At 59.6% G+C, this 22402-nt stretch carries 20 protein-coding genes; 6 read left to right on the forward strand and 14 right to left on the reverse strand.

Going from position 1 to position 22402, the window contains the following annotated elements; genetic code table 11:
• Positions 1-13 precede the first annotated feature (13 nt).
• From D3879_RS22075 to acnB, 9 genes are all read right to left on the reverse strand, one after another.
• The gene (locus D3879_RS22075; RefSeq protein WP_119956410.1) at positions 14-1225 is read right to left on the reverse strand and encodes an MFS transporter; all 1212 of its coding nucleotides are present in this window, start codon (positions 1223-1225) and stop codon (positions 14-16) included.
• 466 nt (positions 1226-1691) lie between these two features.
• Positions 1692-2171 carry a cytochrome C gene (locus tag D3879_RS22080; protein WP_238474299.1) on the reverse strand — a complete coding sequence of 160 codons (480 nt, stop codon included), beginning with the start codon at positions 2169-2171 and terminating at the stop codon, positions 1692-1694.
• A gap of 68 nt (positions 2172-2239) precedes the next feature.
• The gene (locus D3879_RS22085; RefSeq protein WP_119956411.1) at positions 2240-2683 is read right to left on the reverse strand and encodes a thioesterase family protein; all 444 of its coding nucleotides are present in this window, start codon (positions 2681-2683) and stop codon (positions 2240-2242) included.
• A gap of 244 nt (positions 2684-2927) precedes the next feature.
• On the reverse strand, positions 2928-3617 hold the full coding sequence (locus tag D3879_RS22090) for a polysaccharide lyase family 7 protein (protein WP_119956412.1): 690 nt from the start codon (positions 3615-3617) through the stop codon (positions 2928-2930).
• A gap of 262 nt (positions 3618-3879) precedes the next feature.
• The gene (gene alaC, locus D3879_RS22095) at positions 3880-5118 is read right to left on the reverse strand and encodes an alanine transaminase (protein WP_119956413.1); all 1239 of its coding nucleotides are present in this window, start codon (positions 5116-5118) and stop codon (positions 3880-3882) included.
• Positions 5119-5304: 186 nt separating this feature from the next.
• Positions 5305-5883: an ANTAR domain-containing response regulator gene (locus tag D3879_RS22100; RefSeq protein WP_119956414.1), complete on the reverse strand. Its 579-nt coding sequence runs from the start codon at positions 5881-5883 to the stop codon at positions 5305-5307.
• A gap of 20 nt (positions 5884-5903) precedes the next feature.
• Positions 5904-7124, reverse strand: coding sequence for a CmpA/NrtA family ABC transporter substrate-binding protein (locus tag D3879_RS22105; RefSeq protein WP_119956415.1), 1221 nt, complete (start codon positions 7122-7124; stop codon positions 5904-5906).
• A gap of 309 nt (positions 7125-7433) precedes the next feature.
• The gene (locus tag D3879_RS22110; RefSeq protein ID WP_119956416.1) at positions 7434-7643 is read right to left on the reverse strand and encodes a YgdI/YgdR family lipoprotein; all 210 of its coding nucleotides are present in this window, start codon (positions 7641-7643) and stop codon (positions 7434-7436) included.
• Positions 7644-7781: 138 nt separating this feature from the next.
• Positions 7782-10382: a bifunctional aconitate hydratase 2/2-methylisocitrate dehydratase gene (acnB, locus tag D3879_RS22115; RefSeq protein ID WP_119956417.1), complete on the reverse strand. Its 2601-nt coding sequence runs from the start codon at positions 10380-10382 to the stop codon at positions 7782-7784.
• 479 nt (positions 10383-10861) lie between these two features.
• Here acnB and D3879_RS22120 point away from each other — a divergent pair, with 479 nt between their 5' ends.
• Complete coding sequence (locus tag D3879_RS22120; RefSeq protein WP_119956418.1) at positions 10862-11347, forward strand: DUF1289 domain-containing protein; 486 nt, start codon at positions 10862-10864, stop codon at positions 11345-11347.
• Positions 11348-11599: 252 nt separating this feature from the next.
• Here D3879_RS22120 and D3879_RS22125 read toward each other — a convergent pair whose 3' ends face one another.
• From D3879_RS22125 to D3879_RS22135, 3 genes are all read right to left on the reverse strand, one after another.
• Entirely contained in the window at positions 11600-12502 is a 903-nt protein-coding gene (locus tag D3879_RS22125; RefSeq protein WP_119956419.1) for a universal stress protein, read from the reverse strand.
• Positions 12503-12664: 162 nt separating this feature from the next.
• Positions 12665-13597, reverse strand: coding sequence for a universal stress protein (locus tag D3879_RS22130; RefSeq protein ID WP_119956420.1), 933 nt, complete (start codon positions 13595-13597; stop codon positions 12665-12667).
• A 667-nt stretch (positions 13598-14264) separates the two neighbouring features.
• Positions 14265-15128, reverse strand: a complete 864-nt coding sequence (locus D3879_RS22135; RefSeq protein WP_119956421.1) for a universal stress protein — start codon at positions 15126-15128, stop codon at positions 14265-14267.
• A 168-nt stretch (positions 15129-15296) separates the two neighbouring features.
• Here D3879_RS22135 and miaE point away from each other — a divergent pair, with 168 nt between their 5' ends.
• Positions 15297-15449, forward strand: a complete 153-nt coding sequence (gene miaE, locus D3879_RS22140) for a tRNA isopentenyl-2-thiomethyl-A-37 hydroxylase MiaE (protein WP_119957060.1) — start codon at positions 15297-15299, stop codon at positions 15447-15449.
• Positions 15446-16051 (forward strand): MiaE family protein, encoded by a 606-nt coding sequence (locus tag D3879_RS22145; protein ID WP_119956422.1) that lies wholly within the window; start codon positions 15446-15448, stop codon positions 16049-16051. Before miaE ends, D3879_RS22145 begins: the two co-directional genes overlap by 4 nt.
• 170 nt (positions 16052-16221) lie before the next feature.
• Here the strand turns inward: D3879_RS22145 and lpxH are convergent, their stop codons facing one another.
• Both lpxH and D3879_RS22155 read right to left on the reverse strand, forming a co-directional pair.
• On the reverse strand, positions 16222-16950 hold the full coding sequence (gene lpxH, locus D3879_RS22150; RefSeq protein ID WP_420800954.1) for a UDP-2,3-diacylglucosamine diphosphatase: 729 nt from the start codon (positions 16948-16950) through the stop codon (positions 16222-16224).
• An 8-nt stretch (positions 16951-16958) separates the two neighbouring features.
• Positions 16959-17456 carry a peptidylprolyl isomerase gene (locus tag D3879_RS22155; protein WP_119956424.1) on the reverse strand — a complete coding sequence of 166 codons (498 nt, stop codon included), beginning with the start codon at positions 17454-17456 and terminating at the stop codon, positions 16959-16961.
• 121 nt (positions 17457-17577) lie between these two features.
• On the opposite strand from D3879_RS22155, the gene D3879_RS22160 reads away from it, so the two are divergent.
• From D3879_RS22160 to D3879_RS22170, 3 genes are all read left to right on the forward strand, one after another.
• Entirely contained in the window at positions 17578-19284 is a 1707-nt protein-coding gene (locus D3879_RS22160) for a glutamine--tRNA ligase/YqeY domain fusion protein (RefSeq protein WP_119956425.1), read from the forward strand.
• 87 nt (positions 19285-19371) lie between these two features.
• Positions 19372-20754, forward strand: coding sequence for a cysteine--tRNA ligase (gene cysS / locus D3879_RS22165; protein WP_177412479.1), 1383 nt, complete (start codon positions 19372-19374; stop codon positions 20752-20754).
• Positions 20755-20859: 105 nt separating this feature from the next.
• Positions 20860-22284, forward strand: coding sequence for an IS1182 family transposase (locus D3879_RS22170; protein ID WP_119952405.1), 1425 nt, complete (start codon positions 20860-20862; stop codon positions 22282-22284).
• Positions 22285-22402: the final 118 nt, after the last annotated feature.

A 22402-nucleotide genomic window follows, 5' to 3' on the forward strand; every position in this document is an offset into this window, starting at 1 on the left:
CATTTGTGCAGGTTCAAACCCGCGCCGCCGTCAGCGCTGCCGAGCCCCAAGTGGTTCTCCAGCGCAGTTTCACGCCATACAAACCGAACCAGGCAAGCATACCGAGGCTGGCGAACAGCCAGAGACCCAGTTGGTATTCGCCGGTCGATTGTTTAATCGCGCCAAGCCCGGCCGTCAGCAGGAATCCACCGATGCCGCCGGCCATGCCGATCAGCCCGGTCATCACGCCGATCTCCTTGCGAAAGCGCTGCGGCACCAGCTGGAAGACCGCACCGTTGCCGGCACCGAGGCTGAGCATGGCGAGCACGAACAAGGTTAGTGCGGCGGTCGAACTGGATAGATTAAAGCCGACGGCAGCGATGCAAATCGACGCAGCGGTATAAACCGCCAGCAAGGTGCGGATACCGCCGAAACGGTCGGCCAAGGCTCCACCGAGCGGGCGCATCAGGCTGCCGGCGAACACGCAGGCGGCGGTGTAGTAGCCGGCCTTCACCGGGTCGAACCCGTACTGGTCATGGAAGTAGCCGGGCAGGGTGCTGGCCAGGCCGAGGAAGCCACCGAAGGTGACGCTGTAGAAGAACATGAACCACCAGCTGTCGCGGTCACCCAGAGCCTTTAAATAGTCGGCCATGGACTTGGGCGCCGGACGTTCCGGGGCATTACGGGCGACCATGGCGAAAATCGCCAAGGTCAGCACCAAGGGAATCAACGCCAGACCGAACACATTACTCCAGCCGAATGCGCTGGCCAGAACCGGTGCAAACAGCGCAGCCAGAACTGTGCCCGAGTTACCGGCGCCGGCGATGCCGAGGGCCTTGCCTTGGTGTTGCGGTGGATACCATTGCGAGGCCAAAGGCAGTGCCACGGCGAAGGAGGCACCGGCAACGCCGAGGAACAGGCCTAGCAGCAGCGCCTGTTCGTAACTGTGAATTCCCAGCTGCCAGGCGACGAATAGTGCGCCGATGACGATTACCTGGCCCAGCAGGCCGGCGGTTTTGGGCGATGTACGGTCGGCCAGCAGGCCCATCAGAAAGCGCAGTACCGCGCCGGCGAGAATAGGCGTGGCGACCATCATGGCGCGTTGCTGAGTGGTCAGGCCGAGGTCGGCAGCGATCTGCACGCCCAATGGACCGAGGACGTACCAGACCATGAAGCTCAGGTCGAAGTAGAGGAAGGCGGCGAACAAGGTCGGCGCGTGGCCGGCTTTCCAGAAGCTTGTATTCATCTAACACCTCATCTGCAAAAAGGATCCCGGCGGATCGGCGAGCAGTGATCGTGGGCACTGCCAACCGACCCGCCGGGGAGTGACGTTGCGCTTGTGGCGCAGCGCCCTGCGGCCGAAGCCACAGCTGGGTTGAGAGAGTTGCAAGCGGAACGTCCGGATCGCGGCTCGTCCTGCTGGAGCCAAACGAAAAAACGTCGCGCCACCTGAGCGCTCGAGAGCGGGGATGGACGCGACGTCGTTGTCGTTAGTAGGGGCAGCCGCCGTTGGCTACCTGTGCCTAGGCATTAGCAAGAGCCGAGCCAAGGTTGCCGGAGGCTGGATTTATCGAGGGAGGAGCGTTTTTCTTGGGGCGTCTCCGTGAGTCGTAACGGGGCGTTATGGTTGGCCGTGCACTGCGATGAGGCGCCGGGGCGCGCTCTCCAGGCGTGGGCGGTCTGGAAGTGGCACCTCACTCTCAAGGGGAGGGCTACTGTGGCGGCGCTGGAAATACCACGGCCGGCCCCTGCGGTTTTTGCTCTGGCGGCAGATAGGCCGGCGCCGGTTGCCCGCCCGGGCCTAGGTGCTGGACGAAGCGGTAGATGCCGCGCAGATCCTCTTCGCGCATCATGCGCAGCACATGGCTGGGCATCGGCGGGCGGTAGTTGGCGTTGCGTGCCAACTGCAGCCACTGCTCCTCGCTGAGTTTGTTCAGCACCAGGCGCAGGTTGCTTGGGTAGGTGGTGCCCCAGGGGCCGCTCCAGCCAAGTTGGTCGCCCTGTAGCCAGGCGCTTTCCGGCACTTTGTCCGGAGCCATCAGGTAGCCGGCCGTGTGGCAGTCGTTACAGCCGGAGATCTGCACCAGATAGCGCCCGCGTTCGATGGGATCATCGGCCTGGGCAAACCCTGGGAGGGTGAACAGGCCGGCGAGCAGGGCGGCTCGTCCGTAAGCGTGACGCAAGGCAGACATGGTTAATCCCCTCTATGAGCCATAAGATCGTTGAGAGGTATAGCGCAAAGCTGCGGCTTGCGCCGGCTTCAGTCCAGCCAATTGACCTTGGCAAACTTGCTGGAGAAATTCTCAGGCATCGGGACGACCAGGGAGCAGCTGTAATCGAAGAAGACAAAGCCCGACTTGGCCATCGCCACCAGGCTGTTGTCCGCCGGGCGACTGATTCGGAAGGTGATGTCGCCGCCGTATTTGTTGAAGTCCATCACGCCCACTTCGAACAGCAGTTGGTCGCGGGCGTGGGCTTCGGCTTTGTAGGTGGTGGCAAGGTCGGTGACGATGATGCCTAGACCGTCCGTGGGAGCATCAGTGATGCCGAAATCGAACAAAAAGCGTGCCCGCGCTTCGGAGATCATCGAGATCATCGAGTCGTTGCCCAGGTGGTTGGCCGCGTTGATGTCAGTGACTCGTACGGTGAGCTGGGTGCTGTAGCAAAACTGGTCTTCGGGGAATGCAAGTTTCAAGCGGGCCATGGTGGATCTCGGCTGAGTATTTGAGCCCAGGGGGCGTATAGGGGCGATTTTACGTGGGCTTTTCCGGCCTTTGGGCTTATTTGTCAGGCGAATGACCAGCTCAGCGCTGCGTGATTCGCCGGACCTGAGTGCGATGTGATTTTCTCGTCATTCCGCCCGGAGCGAGGTACGGCCCCCGGAATCCAGGTGCGAGGAATTCCCTGGCTTTCGCGCTTCCTGCTGGCCGAAACCGTGCAGGTTCTTCCTACCGATGCAGGCTGTTCAACCAGTAGAAGGTCACCCGACCGCCTTCATTGGTTGGGCCGTAATTGTCCTGAATATAGGCGCCAGCCTTGAAGTACAGCTGCTGATCGCCCCAGTAGCCGCTCAACTGCTGATAGTACGAGCCAGCATCGCCACCACTGCTACGCACGCTCACGCCGAGCTTGCCGCTGGGCGTCACGCGCAGGTCGTAGCTAAAGCGTTCATTCAACTGCACGTTCTCCGCCAGCAAAATGTTTTGCACCTCGGTGTCGCCTGGTCGCTTGCGCAACAGCAATTCCAATCGGCCGACGCCGTTCAGGTAGTGGTACTGCAGCTTGAGCAGCGGATCGTTCTGGCTGCCGGGTTCGTCCTTGCTATGGATTTGGCCGATGATGATTTTGTTCTTGCTCGGTACCTGATTCACCGTCAGCACGGCGCTCAGGTAGTTGTCGGCATTTTGGTAAGGCCAGTAGCTGAGCGTGCCATCGGCTTGGGTTTCGCGCAGTTCGGTGCGTGGATAGACACTGTCTTTGGTGTGCGAGCCGTTGACCGGCACCCAGAAGCTGATGCTGTCGTCGTCATTACGGCGGAAGTACTGGCTCTCGTAGCCGTTGTTGAGGCGCTGGGTATCGATGAGGGTGGCGGAATCGTAGGCGGGGATGGTGAGGTTCCATGTCGTGAGGTCGAGCATTGCTAAGTCCTTTTGTGGCTGAGGGGAAAGAAGCCCCTTTTCGGTAGCCAAGGACCGTACAAGTTCAGACCAAGTGACGAGTGGGGCGCTGCTTTTCAATCAGCTGCAGCCGTCAGTGGCCACTAGCCCGCTATTTTCAAGGCCAATGGCCTGTTCGCGGGTATGCCGCTGCTCGATTATCCGCTGGCGGCATGCGCAGTGAAGGCGTTGGAGTGATGCATGCCTGTTCCGCCATCCATCACTCCGCCGCCTTTTGACTCGCTTAGACGGACTCAGGCTTGGCCTTTGGCGAAGACGTCGACGGCAGCAAGCCATCGGCACGGAACATCGCCTTGATACCCCGTACGGCCTGACGGATACGATCCTGGTTCTCGATCAGGGCGAAGCGCACATGGTCGTTGCCGTAGTCACCGAAACCGATGCCGGGCGACACGCAGACCTTGGCCTCGGCCAGCAACTTCTTGGCGAACTCCAACGAGCCGAGTTGGGCGTACGGCTCGGGGATTTTCGCCCAGACATACATCGAGGCTTTCGGGTTATCGACCATCCAGCCGGCCTCGTGCAGGCCACGCACCAGCACATCCCGACGCTGCTGGTAGTTCGCGGTGATCTCGCGTACGCATTGTTGATCGCCTTCCAGCGCGGCAATCGCGGCAACTTGCAGCGGGGTGAAGGTGCCGTAGTCGTGGTAACTCTTGATTCGCGCCAGGGCATTCACCAGCTCGGGATTACCGACCATGAAACCGATCCGCCAGCCGGCCATGTTGTAGCTCTTGGACAGGGTGAAAAACTCCACCGCGATGTCCTTGGCGCCGGGCACCTGCATGATCGACGGTGCTTTCCAGCCGTCGTAGACGATGTCGGCGTAGGCCAGGTCGTGCACCACCAGTACGTCGTACTGCTTGGCCAGGGCGACAATCCGCTCGAAGAAATCCAGCTCCACGCACTGAGCGGTGGGGTTGGAGGGGAAGCCGATAATCAGCATCTTTGGCTTTGGGATGCTCTCGCGGATTGCCCGTTCCACCTCGGCGAAGAAGTCCACGCCGGGTACCAGCGGTACGGAGCGCACCTGGGCGCCGGCGATAACTGCGCCGTAGATATGGATCGGGTAGCTCGGGTTGGGCACCAACACCGTGTCACCGTGGTCGAGGGTGGCGAGCATTAGATGCGCCAGGCCTTCCTTGGAGCCGATGGTGACGATGGCCTCGTGCTCAGGGTCGATGTCCACGGCATAGCGGTCGGCGTACCAGCGCGAGATCGCTCGGCGCAGGCGTGGGATGCCTTTGGAGGTGGAGTAGCCGTGGGTGTCTTCGCGCTGGGCGACTTGCACCAGCTTTTCGACGATGTGCGGCGGGGTGGCGCCGTCGGGGTTGCCCATGCTCAGGTCGATAATGTCCTCGCCGCGGCGGCGGGCAGCCATCTTCAGCTCGGCAGTGATGTTGAAAACGTAGGGGGGGAGACGATCGATGCGCGCAAAGCGGCGCGAAGCTTGGTCAGCCATGCTTTCCTCGGAGACGTAAGCGCCCGGAACCGTCCGAGCGACGTTGGCCACTGTGGTGACCGGAGGCGAAGATAAGCGGGGGGCGGGGCCGTTGTCGAGTTTTCTGAGCTTTCGAAGGGATTGTAGGGTGGATGACGCACTATCCATCCACCCTACATTGCCAGCCAATTTCCACTCTGTTGGGGTTCAAGGGCCGAGCAGTTCGTTCATGGCGATGATCTGTTCGGCCACCTGAATCAACTTCTGCTGGCGGCTCATGGCCTGGCGGCGCATCAGGGTATAGGCCTCTTCCTCGTTGCAATTTTTCATTTTCATCAGCATGCCTTTGGCTAGCTCAATGCGCTTGCGCTCGGCCAGTTGGGCATCGCGTGCCTGCAGTTGCGCACGCAGCGCCTGGTCGCTCTCGAAGCGGGCCATGGCAACGTCGAGAATCGGCTGCAGACGCTGGGCCTGGATGCCCTCGACGATATAGGCGCTGACCCCTGACTGGATGGCTTGGCGCATCACGTCAGGGTCGTGCTCATCGGTGAACATGACGATGGGCCGCGGCTGATCGCGGCTGACCAACACCACTTGCTCCATCACGTCACGGCCGGGGGACTCGGTGTCGATCAGGATCACGTCGGGCCGCACGGCTTCGACTCGGGCAGGCAGGTCGATGGTCAGCCCGGATTCGTCGATAACCTCGAAACCCGCTTCGGTCAGTGCAGCCTTGAGGCGGCCGAACTTCTTCGCGGTGTCGTTGATCAGGAGGATGCGCAGCATTGGGGAGGTCATCCTCTGGCTTAAAGGGCTAGCGACTGTGGCGCATCGGCCAGGGCATGCAGGGCAAAGCTGCGCGCATAGCCGGCCGGGTCGGAGCCGTCCCAGACTTTGCCATCGAGCAAGGTGGCGCTGCGCATGGGCGTGGCTGGCACGGCGATGCCCAGGGCGCTGGCGGCCTCACGGTAGAGCTCGAGTTGCTGCACCTGTTGGGCGATGCCGAGGTAGTCCGGATCATCCCGCAGCAGGCCCCAGCGGCGGAATTGGGTCATGAACCACAGGCCGTCGGACAGATAGGGCATGTTTGCCGCCCCCTCGGCGTGGAAGCGCAGCGGATGCCGGTCGTGCCAGGCGTTGCCGAGCCCGTCTTGGTATTGGCCGAGGAAGCGCGGCAGGATTGCTGAGAGCGGGGCATCGATGTACTCGCTGCCGCTGATCAGTTGCGCAGTGCTGCGTTGGTTTTCTGTGCTCGCGTCGATAAAGCGACTTGCTTCGAGAACTGCCATGGTCAGAGCGCGCGCGGTGTTGGGGTAGCGCTCGACGAATTCATGGGTGACGCCGAGCACTTTCTCCGGGTGATCGGCCCAGATCATCTGGCTGGTGGCGATGGTGAAGCCTTGGCCTTGCTCTACCGCGAGCGCGCCCCACGGGCCGCCTGCGCAAAAGCCATCGATCCGTGCCGCTTTGAGGTGAGCGAGCATTTGCGCGGGCGGTACGACCACCGTGTTCACATCATGCAGCGGATGAATGCCGTGGCTGGCCAGCCAGTAGTTGAGCCACATGGCATGGGTGCCGGTCGGGAAGGTCTGGGCGAAGGTGAGTTTTGCACCGCTTTGGCGCACGCAGCTGGCGAGCGCTTCAGGAGTGGTCATGCCGGCACGTTTGAGCGGTTCGGACAGGTTGATCGCCTGGCCGTTCTGGCACAGGCCCATGAGGATGGCCATCTCGCAGGCAGGCCCACCCAGCCCGAGGTGAATGCCATAAACCTGGCCGTAGAGCGCCTGGGCGGCGTCCAGTTCGCGGGTCAGCAGCTTATCGCGCAGGCTGGCCCAGGATGCTTGGCGTTGCAGGTTTAGCGTCAGGCCATAAGGCTGGGCGAAGCCCTGGGTGGCTGCGACGATCAGCGAAGCCGAGTCGGTCAGGGCCATAAAACCGAGGTTGAGCGCACTCTTTTCAGGCGCATCCGAGCCGGCGACCCAGGCCTGGGCAGTCGTGCGGGTGTTGTCTTGGCTATCATCGGTCATTGCTGTGCTGTCCCTGAATCATGCGCACCGCTCTAGGTACGGCCAGAGCAGTGGCCGGTAGCGAAGCGATTGTCTATGGCTGACTTCGACGTAGGCGTCAGCGCTGTGGCTAAGGCTCAAGCAAGCGATATGCCAGTCGGGGAGCGAAGCTTTCCCCGGCGGTGATCCAGGAGCGCAGATAGATCATGTCTCTGTGGCCGGGGTGGCAGAAGCAAAAGATGCGTGACTGTGCTGCGTTCCCAGTCCAATACCTGGCCCCAGAAAGAAAACCCCGCCGAAGCAGGGTAAAGGTTGAGGAAGGGGCGTACCTCAACGTTCGATGATCTGTTTCACCTGGGCCTGCGGGATATGCTGCTTGCGGCCTTCGCTGTCCTCGAATTCGAGCATCCCGGTGTCGTCGTCCAGTTCCGGCTTGTTGTCGGTGGTGAGCAACTGGCCATCGACGGTGGCGATGATGTATTCGTTGGCGCAGCCAGTCAGGCCAAGTACGCAGAGTACGGCAAGAATCCAATGCTTCATGGGGCCCTCCTGATACTTGAAAAGGTCCGCATTCGGCGGTCCCTAATCAGAAAATAGCTGTTGCAGGCGGAGCTGCAAGGTGTTCCGGAAAAGAAAAAGCCCCGCACTAGGCGGGGCTCTTTTTGATGCGTTGCTTCGTTAGGCTTGAACGACCGGGATATTGGCGTTCGCAGCCGCTTCACGGAACTCGGCGATCTGGTCGAAGCTCAGGTAGCGATAAACGTCGGCAGCCATGCTGTCGATGTCGGCCGCGTACACCATGTACTCCTCGACGGTTGGCAGCTTGCCGAGGATGGAGGCAACAGCCGCCAGCTCAGCCGAAGCCAGGTACACGTTGGCACCATCGCCCAGGCGGTTCGGGAAGTTACGGGTAGAGGTCGAAACCACGGTGGATTTGGCTTCTACACGCGCCTGGTTACCCATGCACAGCGAGCAACCCGGCATTTCCATACGGGCGCCAGCTTTGCCGTAGATACCGTAGTAGCCTTCTTCGGTCAGCTGGTGCGCGTCCATCTTGGTCGGCGGAGCCAGCCACAGACGGGTCGGAATGCTGCCTTTGACTTTTTCCAGCAACTTGCCGGCGGCGCGGAAGTGACCGATGTTGGTCATGCAGGAGCCGATGAACACTTCGTCGATCTTCTCGCCAGCCACGCTGGAGAGCAGGCGAGCGTCGTCCGGGTCGTTCGGCGCGCAGAGCACCGGCTCTTTCACGTCGGCCAGGTCGATCTCGATGATCTCGGCGTATTCGGCATCTTTGTCCGCTTCCATCAGTTCCGGATTGGCCAGCCAGGCTTCCATCGCTTGTGCGCGGCGTTCCAGAGTACGCGGGTCACCGTAACCTTCACCGATCATCCAGCGCAGCAGGGTGATGTTGGAGTTCAGGTACTCGGCGATGGACTCTTTCGACAGCTTGATGGTGCAACCGGCAGCCGAACGTTCAGCCGAGGCGTCGGACAGCTCGAAGGCTTGTTCGACGGTCAGCTCTTCCAGACCTTCGATCTCGAGGATGCGACCGGAGAAAGCGTTCTTCTTGCCTTTCTTCTCTACGGTCAGCAGGCCAGCCTGGATCGCATAGTAAGGAATGGCGTGGACCAGATCGCGCAGGGTGACGCCCGGTTGCAGTTTGCCTTTGAAGCGCACCAGCACCGATTCCGGCATGTCCAGCGGCATCACGCCGGTGGCGGCGGCGAACGCGACCAGACCGGAACCAGCCGGGAAGGAGATGCCGATCGGGAAACGGGTGTGCGAGTCACCACCGGTACCGACGGTATCCGGCAGCAGCATGCGGTTCAGCCAGCTGTGGATGATGCCGTCGCCCGGACGCAGGGAAACACCGCCGCGGGTCATGATGAAGTCCGGCAGGGTGTGGTGGGTGGTGACGTCGATCGGCTTCGGATAGGCCGCGGTGTGGCAGAACGACTGCATCACCAGGTCAGTGGAGAAGCCCAGGCAAGCCAGGTCTTTCAGCTCGTCACGAGTCATCGGGCCAGTGGTGTCCTGGGAGCCGACGGTGGTCATTTTCGGTTCGCAGTAGGTGCCTGGACGAACGCCAGTCACGCCGCATGCCTTGCCAACCATTTTCTGCGCCAGGGTGTAACCCTTGGTGCTGGCGGCCGGTTGCTCCGGCAGCTTGAACAGGTTGGACGCCGGCAGACCCAGCTCGGCACGCGCTTTTTCAGTCAGACCACGGCCGATGATCAGCGGGATACGGCCGCCAGCGCGGACTTCGTCGAGCAGAACTGGGGTCTTCATTTCGAAGGTGGCCAGCACTTCTTCACTGTCGTGCTTGGTAACTTTACCGGCGTAGGGGTAAACGTCGATCACGTCGCCCATGTTCAGCTTGGAGACGTCGAACTCGATCGGCAGGGCGCCGGCATCTTCCATGGTGTTGTAGAAGATCGGGGCGATTTTGCTGCCGAAGCAGAAGCCGCCAGCGCGCTTGTTCGGGACATAAGGAACGTCGTCACCGAAGAACCACAGCACCGAGTTGGTCGCGGATTTACGCGAAGAGCCGGTGCCGACTACGTCACCGACGTAGGCAATCGGGAAGCCTTTGGCGCGGATGGTTTCGATCTGCTTTAGCGGGCCGATGGCGCCTTGCTGATCAGGTTCGATGCCGTCACGGGCCATTTTCAGCATGGCCAGGGCGTGCAGCGGGATATCCGGACGGGACCAGGCGTCGGGCGCCGGGGACAGGTCGTCGGTGTTGGTTTCGCCGGTGACCTTGAAGACGGTCAGGCTGATCTTGTCGGCTAGGGTCGGGCGGTTCTTGAACCACTCGCCATCGGCCCAGGACTGCAGTACGGCTTTGGCGTGAACGTTACCGTTCTTGGCTTTTTCCGCGACGTCGTGGAAGGCGTCGAACATCAGCAGGGTGTGTTTGAGCTCGTCGGCAGCAACCGGAGCCAGCTCGGCGTTATCCAGCAGATCGACCAGGGTGACGATGTTGTAGCCGCCCTGCATGGTGCCGAGCAGCTCGACGGCGCGCTTTTTGTCCAGCAGTGGCGAGCTGACTTCGCCTTTGGCCAGCGCCGAGAGGAAGGCGGCCTTGACGTAGGCCGCTTCGTCCACACCGGGCGGAACACGGTTGGTGATCAGATCAACGAGTAATGCTTCCTCGCCAGCAGGCGGGTTCTTCAGCAGCTCAACCAGGCCTGCGGTTTGTTCGGCGTTTAGCGGCTGGGGCACGATGCCCTGAGCGGCACGCTCTGCGATGTGTTTGCGATAGGCTTCAAGCACAGTTATTACCCTCATCAGTGGTCCCATAGGGTTGTCCGGGACGCATCCAGAAGCTGCTTTCAAAGTTTTACGCCGGCAGGACGAACTAGATGAGGGCTGGCTGGGGCACCTGAGGGGGCGTGGTACCCCAGCCAACGGCGTTCCTGCTGGATTAACTGTGCTCGTGACGCTTTGAAAACAGCTTCTAACGGACATGACGCCTAAGAATGGCGGGCCGATTCTACTGGAAAAGACTCGCGAAGTTAAGACAAAAGCCCCACATGCCAGGCTGTGTGAAAACGTAGCGAGCGAAGATTAGACAAGGCAAAAACAGGCGAAAATGCGCAGTTTACGTGTTGTAAATGAGCATTTTGAGTCTGTTTTTAACGCCGTATAACCGAGCGCAGTAGTTTTCACACAGCCTGCTGCGCTGGGGTGACCCTACTTAGACAAAGGGCTAAGATGCCCAACTGTTTCCCCTCTGCTTGTACCTCCACGCCATGTCTAATCAACGTATCAAGACGCCTTGCGTCGGCCTCTGTTCCACTGTTTACGGTGATCTGGTGTGCCGCGGCTGCAAGCGCTTCCATCACGAGGTCGTGAACTGGAATCTCTATAACGAAGAGGAGAAGCGTGCGGTTTGGCGACGTCTGGAAATCCTGCTGGTACAGGTCATGACGGCGAAGCTGGATGTTTTCGATGCCGTTCGTCTACGCACCCAGTTGGAGCGGCGCAAAATTCGCTTCGTCCCCGAGCAGTCGGCCTATTGCTGGGCATATCAACTGATTGCCCGTGGCGCCCGCGTCATCAGCCAGCTGGACGCTTATGGCATGACATTGTTGCCTGAGTTTCGCGGTTGGGCGTTGCCGGAGCTGCGCGACGCCATCGATCGTGAGTTCTTTCTGCTGTCCGAGGCGCATTACGAGCGCTATATCGCGCCGAAATTCCTCCGCGAAGGCCTGGAGATATTCGCGTCTGATCGCTGAGCTAAGCACGAAAAAGCCGCCCGTTCAGGCTGTGTGAAAACTACTGCGCTCGGTTATACGGCGTTAAAAACAGGCTCAAAATGCTCATTTACACCGCGTAAACTGCGCTTTTTCGCCTGTTTTGACTCGCTGGCGCTCGCCCTTCGGGCCAGCCTGCGGCTGTTACTCCGCTCCGCACCGCTGCGCCTTGTCTAACTTTCGCTCGCTTCGTTTTCACACGGCCTGCGTTGGCGGCTTTTTCGTGGCTGTCGGTTAGGGGTTGCGCTGAGGTTTCTCCATCGCGGGCAGGTGCTCCTCATAGGGTTCTAGCAAGTGGACGTCACTGTCGTGGGGTTTCAACACCAGCACGTCGCTCTCCACTCGATCGAGCAGGGCTTCGGCGGTATTGCCGATGAGCATGCTGGGAAGGCCTTTGCGCGCGACTGTGCCAATTACGCAGATAACCGCCGCGAGTTCATGGGCCATCTGCGGAATCACGGCTTTGGCTGGACCCTCGGCAACATGCAATTGGTGGTCGTGGAGCTCATACTCATTCTGGAACCAGCTACACGCCTCCAGGTAATGGGCGGCGTTGCCGGCGGGCATGAGACGGCTTGGATCGGCAGAGGAAAAAAACACTTGCGGGTAGGCGCAGACCACATGCACTGAGCCGTGGATCAAGGCGGCAAGATCGACGGCATGGACGATGATGCTGCCCTGCAGATCACGGTGTTCGCCCTCATGGTTGTCGACGTCCATGGCCGCCAAGACCAGGCCGCCATTCCAGGGGCGATTGGTTTTGGCCATCAATACCGGGACCGGACAGTGTCGCAGCAGCTTCCAGTCCTCGGGGGTAAGCAGGTTCTTGGTCAGCGGGTTGTCCGGGTAATGCTGCTTGATCACCAGATCGCATGCGTTGGTCTGCTGGGCGGTTAGTATGGCGTCGGTGGGATGGAGGTGATCGCAGTTGGCCTGTTGGGTCGTAACCCTGAAGCCTTCTCCCTTGAGTGCTTCGCTTAATCTGCGGATGAAGGGGGTGTGGTCATGCCTATGGTCGCAGAACAGCAGGTGAAGATCGGCGTGGATGGCATTGGCGATGTGTTTTGCTCGTCTAAGCGCCAGGCCATCGGATTGCTCGGGGTTGAGCACTACCAGAATGCGGCGGATGCGTTGCATGGCAATCTCCTCCAACTCAGGGAAGCGTGATTACGGGCTGACCTCTCCTACTTCTTGGGGCTGATTTAAAGGACAGCAGGTCTTGCTCGCTGAGTGAATCTGCATGCTAGGCCTGTGGCGATTGGCCAAGGCAGTTGGTTGGCTGGGGCGTTCGATTTGTGCCTAAGTGTGTGGTCGATGGTTGTGATGGTTATAGGGCCAGGAGGATGCCGCGGCGTCGGCCGATGGACTCGGTGGTGGGGCGGCCAGTTCTTCCAGGTGGTTGATGATGTCGTCTGGTTTGAGCACTAGTACATCACTCTCCAGGGTGTCCAGAATCATCTCGGCGGTGTTACCGATCAGTGCGCCTGACAGACCGGTACGGGCCACGCTCCCGATCACCGTGAGCGCGGCCTTGAGCTTGTGCGCGATGTACGGGATCAGCACATCGGCGGAACCTTCCTCGATATGCAGGCGTTCGTCGCTGATGTCGAATTCGGCCTGGAACGTCTTGCACTGTTCGCGATAGAAAGCCTGGATGCTCTCCTTGAGCTGGAGCACGGGGTCGGCCGCCGAGAGCATGGGGTAGGGATGGGCGCTCATCATGTGTAGAGTGCCGCCGGCCAGTTCGGCGATGTCGTAGCCGTGGCTGACGATGCCGGAATGCAGGACGCGGTGTTCGATGTCGCTGTTGCCGGCATCGACGGCCGCGAGAATGGTGCCGCCGGTCCAGGGCGTGGCGGTTTTCACTATCAGCACCGGGCTGGGGCAATAGCGCAGCAGCTTCCAGTCCTCGGGGGTGAGGAGGGACTTCGCCAGCGGGTGGTCGGGCAGGTGCTGCTTGATCACCAGGCCACAGCCCTCCGCCTGTTGGGCGGCGATGATGGTCTTGTGCGAACTCCCATGCCAGGCCTGCTGGGCGCTGACGCTATAGCCCTCCTGTGCCAGGGCGCTTTGCATGTCGTTCAGGTAGGAGGAATGGTTGAGTCGCTTGTCGCAGGCCAGCAGATGCAGGTGCGACTGAGTGGCGCTGGCAATCATTTTGGCCCTGTTGAGAATCAGATCCTCAGGTTGCTGCGAATCCACCACCACCAAGGTGTTACGGATGGTGTGCATGAGTGTCTCCCTGTGCGTGAGTACGGCTTTCATGGCCACGGACGATCTTGGCTCATGTCCCTTCGGGCGGGTTGTGCGCGTTAATGGCCAACCCTTGCCCTTCCGTCAGCCGGAAGCTCACCCACCGACATCATGCACGCGACAGCTGAAATCGAATCCTACCTGCTCAGTCCGATTGTTGACGCTTGAATCGAGCTGGCATTAATAACCACGGAACTGCGGCTGATCGCTCATGCAACTGCGAAAGCTGCCTCAACAGCGCTGACGCTGTTGTCCATTGCATTTACATCGAGAAGGCCGATCTGTAACACGCCCCGTCGCGCCTGGTGCCGGAGGAGCTGCGCCACTTCGTGCGGGTTGCGCTGCTGGCAAGGGAAGCGCGCTAGCGTCTACCGCCCTCAATGCCGCGCCTGCATGTGCCTATCCGCCCGCTCAAGCGACACACCCAAGTGGATGCCCCGATCCTGGGGGTATCTATCGAGGTGCTCTCCGGTGAGCGTTTCTGCTCAAGGGGCAACAGATCTTGCTCACTCAACTCAACGGATGAGTATGGTGGCTATTCTGTTTCACGCTTAGGCAGTTGGTCGCCTGAGTCAGTCGATTTATGTCTAAGCGTATGGGAAATGGTTATATGGCACGGCGGGCGCCTAGGCACCCGCTGACGGGCTCAGCGCTGGGCTACCAGCTCTTCCAGATGGGCGATGATCGCATCGGGTTTGAGTACCAAGACATCGCTTTCCAGGGTGTCCAGCACCACCTCGGCGGTGTTGCCGATCAGCGCGCCGGAAAGACCACTGCGCGCCACGGTGCCGATCACCGTGACCGCGGCGTTGAGCTTGTGGGCCATGTACGGGATCAGCACATCGGCCGGGCCTTCTTCTATGTGCAATTGCTCGTCGCTGAAGTCGTACTCGGCCTGGAAGGCTTTGCACTGCTCACGGTATTGCGCCTCAATGGTTTCCTTGAGCTGGAACACCGGGTCGGCGGCTGAGAGCATGGGCGAGGGGTGGGCGCTGATCACGTGCAGGCTCGCTTTGGCCAAGCCGGCGATCTCATAGGCGTGATTGATGATGCTGGCGTGTAGCGTGCGGTGCTCGCCATCAGCGTTGCCGACATCGACGGCGGCGAGGATGATGCCGCCGGCCCAGGGGGTGTCGGTCTTTACCATCAAGACTGGTCCCGGGCAGTAACGCAGCAGCTTCCAGTCATCCGGGGTAAGTAGAGCTTTTTTCAGTGGATTGTCCGGGCGGTGTTGCTTGATCACCAGCCCGCAGCCTTCGGCCTGCTGCGCGGTGATGATGGTCTGATGCAGGTTGTCGTGCCAGTCCTGTTGGCTGGAAACGCTGTAACCCTCCTGCTGCAATGTGCTGCTGAGGTCAGAGAGGAGGGCCGAGTGATCATGTTTTTTGCCGCAGATCAGCAGGTGCAGATGCGACTGAGTCACTCCAGCGATCAGCTTGGCTCGTTTCAGCGCGAGACCTTCCGGTAGCTCGGGCTCGATTATCACCAGAATGCTGCGAATGGCTTGCATGGTCGTCTCCCTGCGAGTGATTGCTAAGGTCTTACATCACTATAGTTGTCGGCTGCGGTCGATGTTCATGACTCATATCAAGCACTCGACTGGTCGTCTTCGGCTGCATTCGTATAATGGCCCGCCCTAGGCCTGCCTGCCAGCGTCGAAATGACGCCCTGTGAGATCATGCAATCGCTCCCCGAAATTGACTCGTTCCTGCTTTGCCCTACGCCTGACACCTGGGTTGCCCAGGCTTTGCATAATCAGGATGTGCTGCTGATCGATCACGTCAACTGCGAGAAACAGTCGGCGTTGCTACGACGGGGCGATCTGGTATGAATTTTCCAGAAATCCACGAGTTCCTAGGCTGCCATACACCTACTAGCTGGGTTGAAGCTGCATTGGTTGATCAGGAAACCATGCTGATTGACCACAAAAACTGTGAGTTCAAGGCTGCAAGCACTGCCCTTAGCCTGATAGCCAAATACAACACTCACGTAGATTTGATCAACCTCATGTCCCGATTGGCTCGTGAAGAGCTTGTTCACCATGAGCAAGTACTGCGGCTGATGAAACGGCGGAAGATTGAGCTAAGAGCTGTTTCGGCTGGTCGCTATGCGTCTGGCCTGAGAGCTGTTGTCCGTAACCATGAGCCGGTAAAGCTGGTTGATACACTGGTTGTTGGAGCTTTCATCGAGGCGCGTTCCTGTGAGCGTTTCGAGGCTCTGGTACCCCATCTAGACGATGAGTTGGGCAGGTTCTATTTCGGGTTACTGAAAAGTGAAGCGCGTCATTTCCAAGGCTACCTCAAGCTCGCGTACCAGTACGGTGATGAGAAGGACGTAAACCGTGTGATTGAGAAGGTGAGGGCGGTTGAGCAAGAGTTGATCGAAGCTCCTGACACTGAGTTTCGCTTTCACAGTGGTGTGCCCGCTGTCTGAGCCAGGCTCTGTACGCCTAAGCAAGGCGAGCCCAACAAAAAACGCCCTAGAGGCGTTTTTTTTCGAAGAGGCTTGGTTCTTCACTCTTTAAGCGGGCAGACAAGGCCGTCTGCGGTCTTGTTGAGCGGTTTTCCAAGCTTTGCGCCTGTTTGGCGAGAGGTGTCTTGAAGTCAGTCTTGTGTCAGGGCGAAAGGTGCTTGCTGAAAACCGTGCTCATCGACCTGGAGTGCCCAGCCTTGTTTATCCCAGTCACCCAGGACGATGCGCCGGGCGGGTTCACCGTCGACATGCAACTGATGGGTGGCGGGGCGATGGGTATGGCCGTGAATCAGCGTGCGGACACCATGTGCCGCCATTACGCTGGGGACTTCTTCCGGGTTGACGTCAGTGATTTCGCTGGCTTTCATCTGGGTCTGGGCACGGCTTTCTTTGCGCAGTTTACGTGCCAGCTTGTGACGGGTGGTCAGTGGCAGATGGCGCAACATCCAGAGGGTTAGCGGGTTGCGCAAAATGCGGCGCAGGCGCATGTAGGCTGCGTCTTGGGTGCAGAGGCTATCGCCATGCATCAACAGTACGCGTTCGCCGTTCAACTCGACCAGGCACGGGTCGTTCAGCAGCGTGCAGCCGGCCAGGCGGCAGAAGCCTTGACCGAGCATGAAGTCACGGTTGCCGTGCATCAGGTAAATACGCACGCCGTGGCCGCTCAAGTCGCGTAGGGCTTGAGCGATCGAGCGCTGGAAGGGGCTCATGGCATCGTCGCCGATCCAGGCTTCAAAAAAGTCACCGAGGATGTACAACGCGTCAGCCGTGCGGGCACGACCGGCGAGGAAATGCAGAAACGCCCGGGTAATATCCGGGCGTTGTTCTTCAAGGTGCAGATCAGAGATCAGTAGGTTGATCAAACTGCTTACTCGGCAACGATCTCTGCGCGCTCGATGATCACGTCATCGACCGGAACGTCCTGGTGGCCGGACTTCATGGTGGTGGCGACGGATTTGATCTTGTTCACCACATCCATGCCTTCTACCACTTCACCAAACACGGTGTAGCCCCAGCCTTGAACGGTCGGTGCGCTGTGGTCGAGGAAGTTGTTGTCGGCAACGTTGATGAAGAATTGCGCGGAAGCCGAATGCGGTTCCATGGTGCGAGCCATGGCGACGGTGCCGATTTTGTTGGAAACACCGTTGTTGGCTTCGTTCTTGATCGTTGCGCGAGTCGCTTTCTGCTTCATGCCTGGCTCGAAACCGCCGCCTTGGATCATGAAGTTGCTGATTACGCGGTGAAAAATGGTGTTGTCGTAATGACCAGCCTTAACGTACTCCTCGAAGTTGGCCACGGTCTCCGGGGCCTTGTCAGCGAAGAGGTTCAGGGTGATGACGCCGTGATTGGTATGCAGCTTGATCATGAGAAAATCCACTCGGTCGAGAAAATCGAAGGCCTGTCAGGGGGTTGACAGCTTCGGCTATGATAAGCGCTTTGATTTAGTCGGCCTACCCTGGCTGCGCACTAGTACGTTCAAGGATCCCATGAGCAAGCCCACTCTCGACCCCACTCTCGATGCCGCTGTTGATCCCAAGACGGGCCCAGCTGTCCCTGCCAACTTTCTTCGTCAGATTGTTCAGGCGGACTTGGATGCTGGCAAGCATACAAAAATCGTCACGCGCTTCCCGCCGGAGCCGAATGGTTATTTGCACATCGGCCACGCCAAGTCGATCTGCGTGAACTTCGGTCTGGCCGAAGAGTTTGGTGGTGTATGCAATCTGCGTTTCGATGACACCAACCCGGCCAAGGAAGACCAGGAGTACATCGATGCCATCGAAAGCGATGTGAGGTGGCTGGGCTTCCAGTGGGCCGGCGAGGTGCGCTATGCCTCGCAGTATTTCGATCAATTGCATGAGTGGGCTGTCGAACTGATCAAGGCTGGCAAGGCTTATGTGTGCGACTTGAGCCCAGATCAGGCGCGCGAATACCGCGGTAACCTGACTGAACCGGGTAAAAACAGTCCGTTCCGTGAGCGCAGCATCGAAGAAAATCTCGACTTGTTTGCGCGCATGAAGGCTGGCGAGTTCGAGGACGGCGCCCGTGTGCTGCGGGCGAAGATCGATATGGCGTCGCCGAACATGAACCTGCGCGACCCGATTCTTTATCGCATTCGTCACGCTCACCACCACCAGACCGGTGACAAGTGGTGCATCTATCCAAACTACGACTTCACCCATGGGCAGTCCGATGCGATCGAAGGCATTACCCATTCGATCTGCACCCTGGAGTTCGAAGGTCACCGCCCGCTCTACGAGTGGTTCCTCGATAACCTGCCGGTACCGAATAATCCGCGCCAATACGAATTCTCCCGGCTCAACCTGAGCTACACCGTCACCAGCAAGCGCAAGCTCAAGCAGTTGGTTGACGAAAAACACGTCAATGGCTGGGATGACCCGCGCATGTCGACGTTGTCGGGCTTCCGTCGGCGCGGCTATACCGCCGCGTCGATCCGTAACTTCTGCGAGATGATTGGGACCAACCGTTCCGATGGCATCGTCGATGTCGCCATGCTCGAATTCAGCATTCGCGACGACCTCGACCACAGTGCTCCGCGTGCCATGTGTGTGCTGCGTCCGCTGAAAGTGGTGATCAGCAATTACCCGGAAGGCCAGGTCGAGAGCCTTGAGCTGCCGCGTCATCCAAAAAACGACATGGGCGTGCGCACACTGCCGTTCTCGCGGGAAATCTACATCGACCGCGACGACTTCATGGAGGCGCCGCCGAAGGGCTACAAGCGCCTGGAACCGGCCGGTGAGGTGCGTTTGCGTGGCAGTTATGTGATCCGCGCCGATGAAGCGATCAAGGACGCCGATGGCAATATCGTCGAGCTGCGCTGCTCCTATGATCCAGAAACCCTCGGCAAGAACCCGGAAGGGCGCAAGGTCAAAGGTGTGATTCACTGGGTTCCGGCGGCAGAAAGCGTCGAGTGCGAGGTGCGTCTGTATGACCGCCTGTTCCGCTCGCCAAGCCCGGAGAAGGCGGAGGAGGGTGCCAGCTTCCTGGAGAACATCAACCCGGACTCCCTGCAGGTGCTCACTGGCTGTCGTGCCGAACCCTCGCTCGGTCAGGCCCAGCCAGAGGATCGTTTCCAGTTCGAGCGCGAAGGCTACTTCTGCGCAGACCTGAAGGACACGAAGCCCGGCAAGCCGGTCTTCAACCGTACCGTCACACTGCGTGACTCCTGGGGTTAAGGCTGGATCGGGTCAGGGCGAGCGCTCACTGGGTTAAGTTGTGCCGCGCTCGCTGGCTTTGAGAGCAGCTCTAAGGAATAAGTAATCGTGCTTTCCATCTACAACACGCTCAGCAAAACCAAAGAAGTCCTTAAGCCGCTCGAAGGTAATAAGGTCAGCATGTATGTCTGCGGCATGACCGTGTACGACTACTGCCATATCGGCCATGCGCGGGTCATGGTGGCTTTCGACGTGGTGGCCCGTTGGTTGCGCCACAGCGGCTACGACCTGACGTATGTGCGCAACATCACCGATATCGACGACAAGATCATTCGGCGCGCCCAGGAAAATGGCGAAAGCTTCGATCGGTTGACCGCTCGCATGATCGCCTCCATGCATGAGGATGAGGCTCGTCTGAGCGTTCAACGCCCAGATCAGGAGCCATGCGCCACCGAGCATATCGCTGGCATGCACGCGATGATCCAGACCCTGATCGACAAGGGCTATGCCTACGCGCCGGGGAATGGTGACGTGTACTACCGAGTCGGCAAGTTCGCCGGTTACGGCAAGTTGTCGCGGATGAAGATCGAAGACCTGCGCATCGGTGCACGGATCGAAGTCGACGAAGCGAAAGATGATCCGCTCGACTTCGTTCTCTGGAAAGGCGTCAAGCCGGGCGAGCCGAGCTGGGAGTCGCCTTGGGGGCCTGGTCGGCCGGGGTGGCATATTGAGTGCTCGGTGATGTCGACCTGCTGCTTGGGCGATACCTTCGACATTCATGGCGGTGGCCCGGATCTGGTGTTCCCACACCATGAAAACGAAATCGCCCAAAGCGAGGCTGCTACCGGTAAGTCCTACGCCAATACCTGGATGCACGCCGGTGCCGTACGCGTGGATGGCGAGAAGATGTCCAAATCACTGGGCAATTTCTTCACGATTCGCGAAGTGTTGGAGAAGTATCACCCGGAGGTGGTGCGCTATCTGCTGGTTTCGAGCCATTACCGCAGCCCGATCAACTATTCCGAAGACAGCCTGAAGGAAGCTAAGGGCGCGCTTGAGCGCTTCTATCACTCGCTCAAAGGCCTGCCGAACGCGGCTCCGGCTGGTGGTGAGGCGTTCGTCGAGCGTTTCGCCAAGGCAATGAACGACGACTTCAACTCGCCTGAAGCCTGTGCGGTGTTGTTCGAGCTGGTGCGTGAAGTTAATCGCCTGCGCGATAGGGATTTGCATGCCGCTGCTGGATTGGCGGCGCGGCTGAAGGAGCTGGCCAGTCTGCTCGGCGTGCTGCAGTTGGAGCCCGAGGTTTTTCTGCAGGCCGGCGCTGAAGGCAAAGTCGATGCGGCGCAGGTCGAGGCGCTGATTCAGGCCCGCTTGGCGGCGCGCGCGGCTAAGGACTGGGCCGAGTCGGATCGGATTCGTGATCAGATCACGGCGATGGGTGTGGTGTTGGAAGATGGCAAGGGCGGGACGACTTGGCGTTTGGCTGAGTAGGTCTCTGCCGCAAAAAAGGCCGCTTCTCAGATTGTGTGAAAACCTAGCGTTCTGATTGGTAGTTGAAGAAAATGCCCGCATCGAAAGATACGGGCATTTTTCGTTATGGCGTACATCCAAGGAGAGGCGCGAGACCAGACCAGTCTGTTTCCGGTTTCGCTGGAAGAGTTGATTCCCGACGACCATCTGGTCCGTGTGATCGATGCCTACGTGGCTCGACTGGACCTCAAGCTACTCGGGTTTGCCAAAGCCACTCCCAAGAGTACGGGGCGTCCTGCCTACGATCCGGCGGACCTGCTCAAGCTGTACCTGTATGGCTATTTCCACCGCATCCGCTCCTCCCGACGCCTCGAAGCTGAATGCCTGCGCAACGTCGAAGTCATGTGGTTGCTCAATCGGCTCAAGCCGGACTTCAAGACCATCGCCGATTACCGCAAGGACAACGGACAAGCGTTCAGCGCGACCTGTCGGGCCTTCGTGCAGTTTTGCCGTCAAGCCGGGCTGATCGCCGGAGAGTTGGTGGCCATCGATGGCAGCAAATTCAAGGCCGTGGCCTCAGCGCGTCGGCATGTGGATCTGAAGAAGCTCAAGCGTCAGCAAGAGAAGCTGGATAAGCGTATCGCCCAGTACCTGGCGGAGCTGGATGAGGCGGACAAGTCCGAAGCCAATGAGGCCGTTGACCGTAGTGCGGTAAAAACGGCGCTGGAGCGACTGCAAGCCAAACAGGCCGACAACCTGACTTGCCAAGCACTGATGCAGGCCCTGGAGCTTGAGCAATTCATCACCACCGAGAGCGATGCCCGGATGATGCGTACCCCTCGGGGTGGGCGCGTCGCTTACAACGTGCAAACAGCTGTGGACGCCGAGCATTGCCTGATCCTGCATCACGAGGTCACACAGGACGGCAACGATACCCAGCAGCTCGAGCCGATGGCTAAAGCCGCCCAGTCCGAGTTGCAGCAGGACGTGCTGACGGTCACTGCCGATGCCGGTTACTCCAACGGCGAGCAGTTCCAGGCATGCGAAGATGCCGGCATTACCGCCTATGTGCCGCCCAACCGGGCAGTTAACAACCGGGGTGGTGATACGCAGCTGTTCGAGCGAAGTGATTTCACTTACGACGCAGAGAGCGACCAGTACCGCTGTCCGGCAGGCAAGTTGCTGACGCTCAAGCAACTGAATCGCGGGGAGCGTATCTACCACGCGGCGATCAGCGACTGCAGCGCTTGCCCGCTCAAGGCACAGTGCACCAACGCCCAGCGTCGCTACCTGAGACGCCATGCCCACGAGGCGGCCTTTGAGCGAATGGAGCAGCGGCTGCAGGCGCAGCCCGAGATGATGGCGAGTAGGCGATCCATCGTCGAGCATCCATTTGGCAACCTCAAACAATGGCTATTTGGTAATGGTCGCTTCCTGCTTCGCCAATTGAAGGGAGCACGAACCGAAATGGCCTTAGCGGTACAGGCCTATAACCTCAAAAGAGCGATCAACGTGCTCGGCGCACGCCACCTCATCGGATTGATGGGCTGATACAGCCTTTTTCTCCCCTGGGTCCGCACACAGCAAAACGCCCCGAACCAGTCGGGGCGTTTGCTTGGTCAACCATTAGTACGTTTTCGCACAGCCTGTTCTGCGGCCTTTTTTGCGT

Source organism: Pseudomonas cavernicola, from assembly GCF_003596405.1.
Classification (GTDB): Bacteria; Pseudomonadota; Gammaproteobacteria; order Pseudomonadales; family Pseudomonadaceae; genus Aquipseudomonas; species Aquipseudomonas cavernicola.

Excerpts from the sequence above, each read along its gene's own strand:
- D3879_RS22075 (WP_119956410.1), bottom strand. The coding sequence starts at position 1,225 with ATGAATACAAGCTTCTGGAAAGCCGGCCACGCGCCGACCTTGTTCGCC.
- D3879_RS22080 (WP_238474299.1), bottom strand. The coding sequence starts at position 2,171 with ATGTCTGCCTTGCGTCACGCTTACGGACGAGCCGCCCTGCTCGCCGGC.
- D3879_RS22085 (WP_119956411.1), bottom strand. The coding sequence starts at position 2,683 with ATGGCCCGCTTGAAACTTGCATTCCCCGAAGACCAGTTTTGCTACAGC.
- D3879_RS22090 (WP_119956412.1), bottom strand. The coding sequence starts at position 3,617 with ATGCTCGACCTCACGACATGGAACCTCACCATCCCCGCCTACGATTCC.
- alaC (WP_119956413.1), bottom strand. The coding sequence starts at position 5,118 with ATGGCTGACCAAGCTTCGCGCCGCTTTGCGCGCATCGATCGTCTCCCC.
- D3879_RS22100 (WP_119956414.1), bottom strand. The coding sequence starts at position 5,883 with ATGCTGCGCATCCTCCTGATCAACGACACCGCGAAGAAGTTCGGCCGC.
- D3879_RS22105 (WP_119956415.1), bottom strand. The coding sequence starts at position 7,124 with ATGACCGATGATAGCCAAGACAACACCCGCACGACTGCCCAGGCCTGG.
- D3879_RS22110 (WP_119956416.1), bottom strand. The coding sequence starts at position 7,643 with ATGAAGCATTGGATTCTTGCCGTACTCTGCGTACTTGGCCTGACTGGC.
- D3879_RS22120 (WP_119956418.1), top strand. The coding sequence starts at position 10,862 with ATGTCTAATCAACGTATCAAGACGCCTTGCGTCGGCCTCTGTTCCACT.
- D3879_RS22125 (WP_119956419.1), bottom strand. The coding sequence starts at position 12,502 with ATGCAACGCATCCGCCGCATTCTGGTAGTGCTCAACCCCGAGCAATCC.
- D3879_RS22130 (WP_119956420.1), bottom strand. The coding sequence starts at position 13,597 with ATGCACACCATCCGTAACACCTTGGTGGTGGTGGATTCGCAGCAACCT.
- D3879_RS22135 (WP_119956421.1), bottom strand. The coding sequence starts at position 15,128 with ATGCAAGCCATTCGCAGCATTCTGGTGATAATCGAGCCCGAGCTACCG.
- miaE (WP_119957060.1), top strand. The coding sequence starts at position 15,297 with ATGCAATCGCTCCCCGAAATTGACTCGTTCCTGCTTTGCCCTACGCCT.
- D3879_RS22145 (WP_119956422.1), top strand. The coding sequence starts at position 15,446 with ATGAATTTTCCAGAAATCCACGAGTTCCTAGGCTGCCATACACCTACT.
- D3879_RS22155 (WP_119956424.1), bottom strand. The coding sequence starts at position 17,456 with ATGATCAAGCTGCATACCAATCACGGCGTCATCACCCTGAACCTCTTC.
- D3879_RS22160 (WP_119956425.1), top strand. The coding sequence starts at position 17,578 with ATGAGCAAGCCCACTCTCGACCCCACTCTCGATGCCGCTGTTGATCCC.
- D3879_RS22170 (WP_119952405.1), top strand. The coding sequence starts at position 20,860 with ATGGCGTACATCCAAGGAGAGGCGCGAGACCAGACCAGTCTGTTTCCG.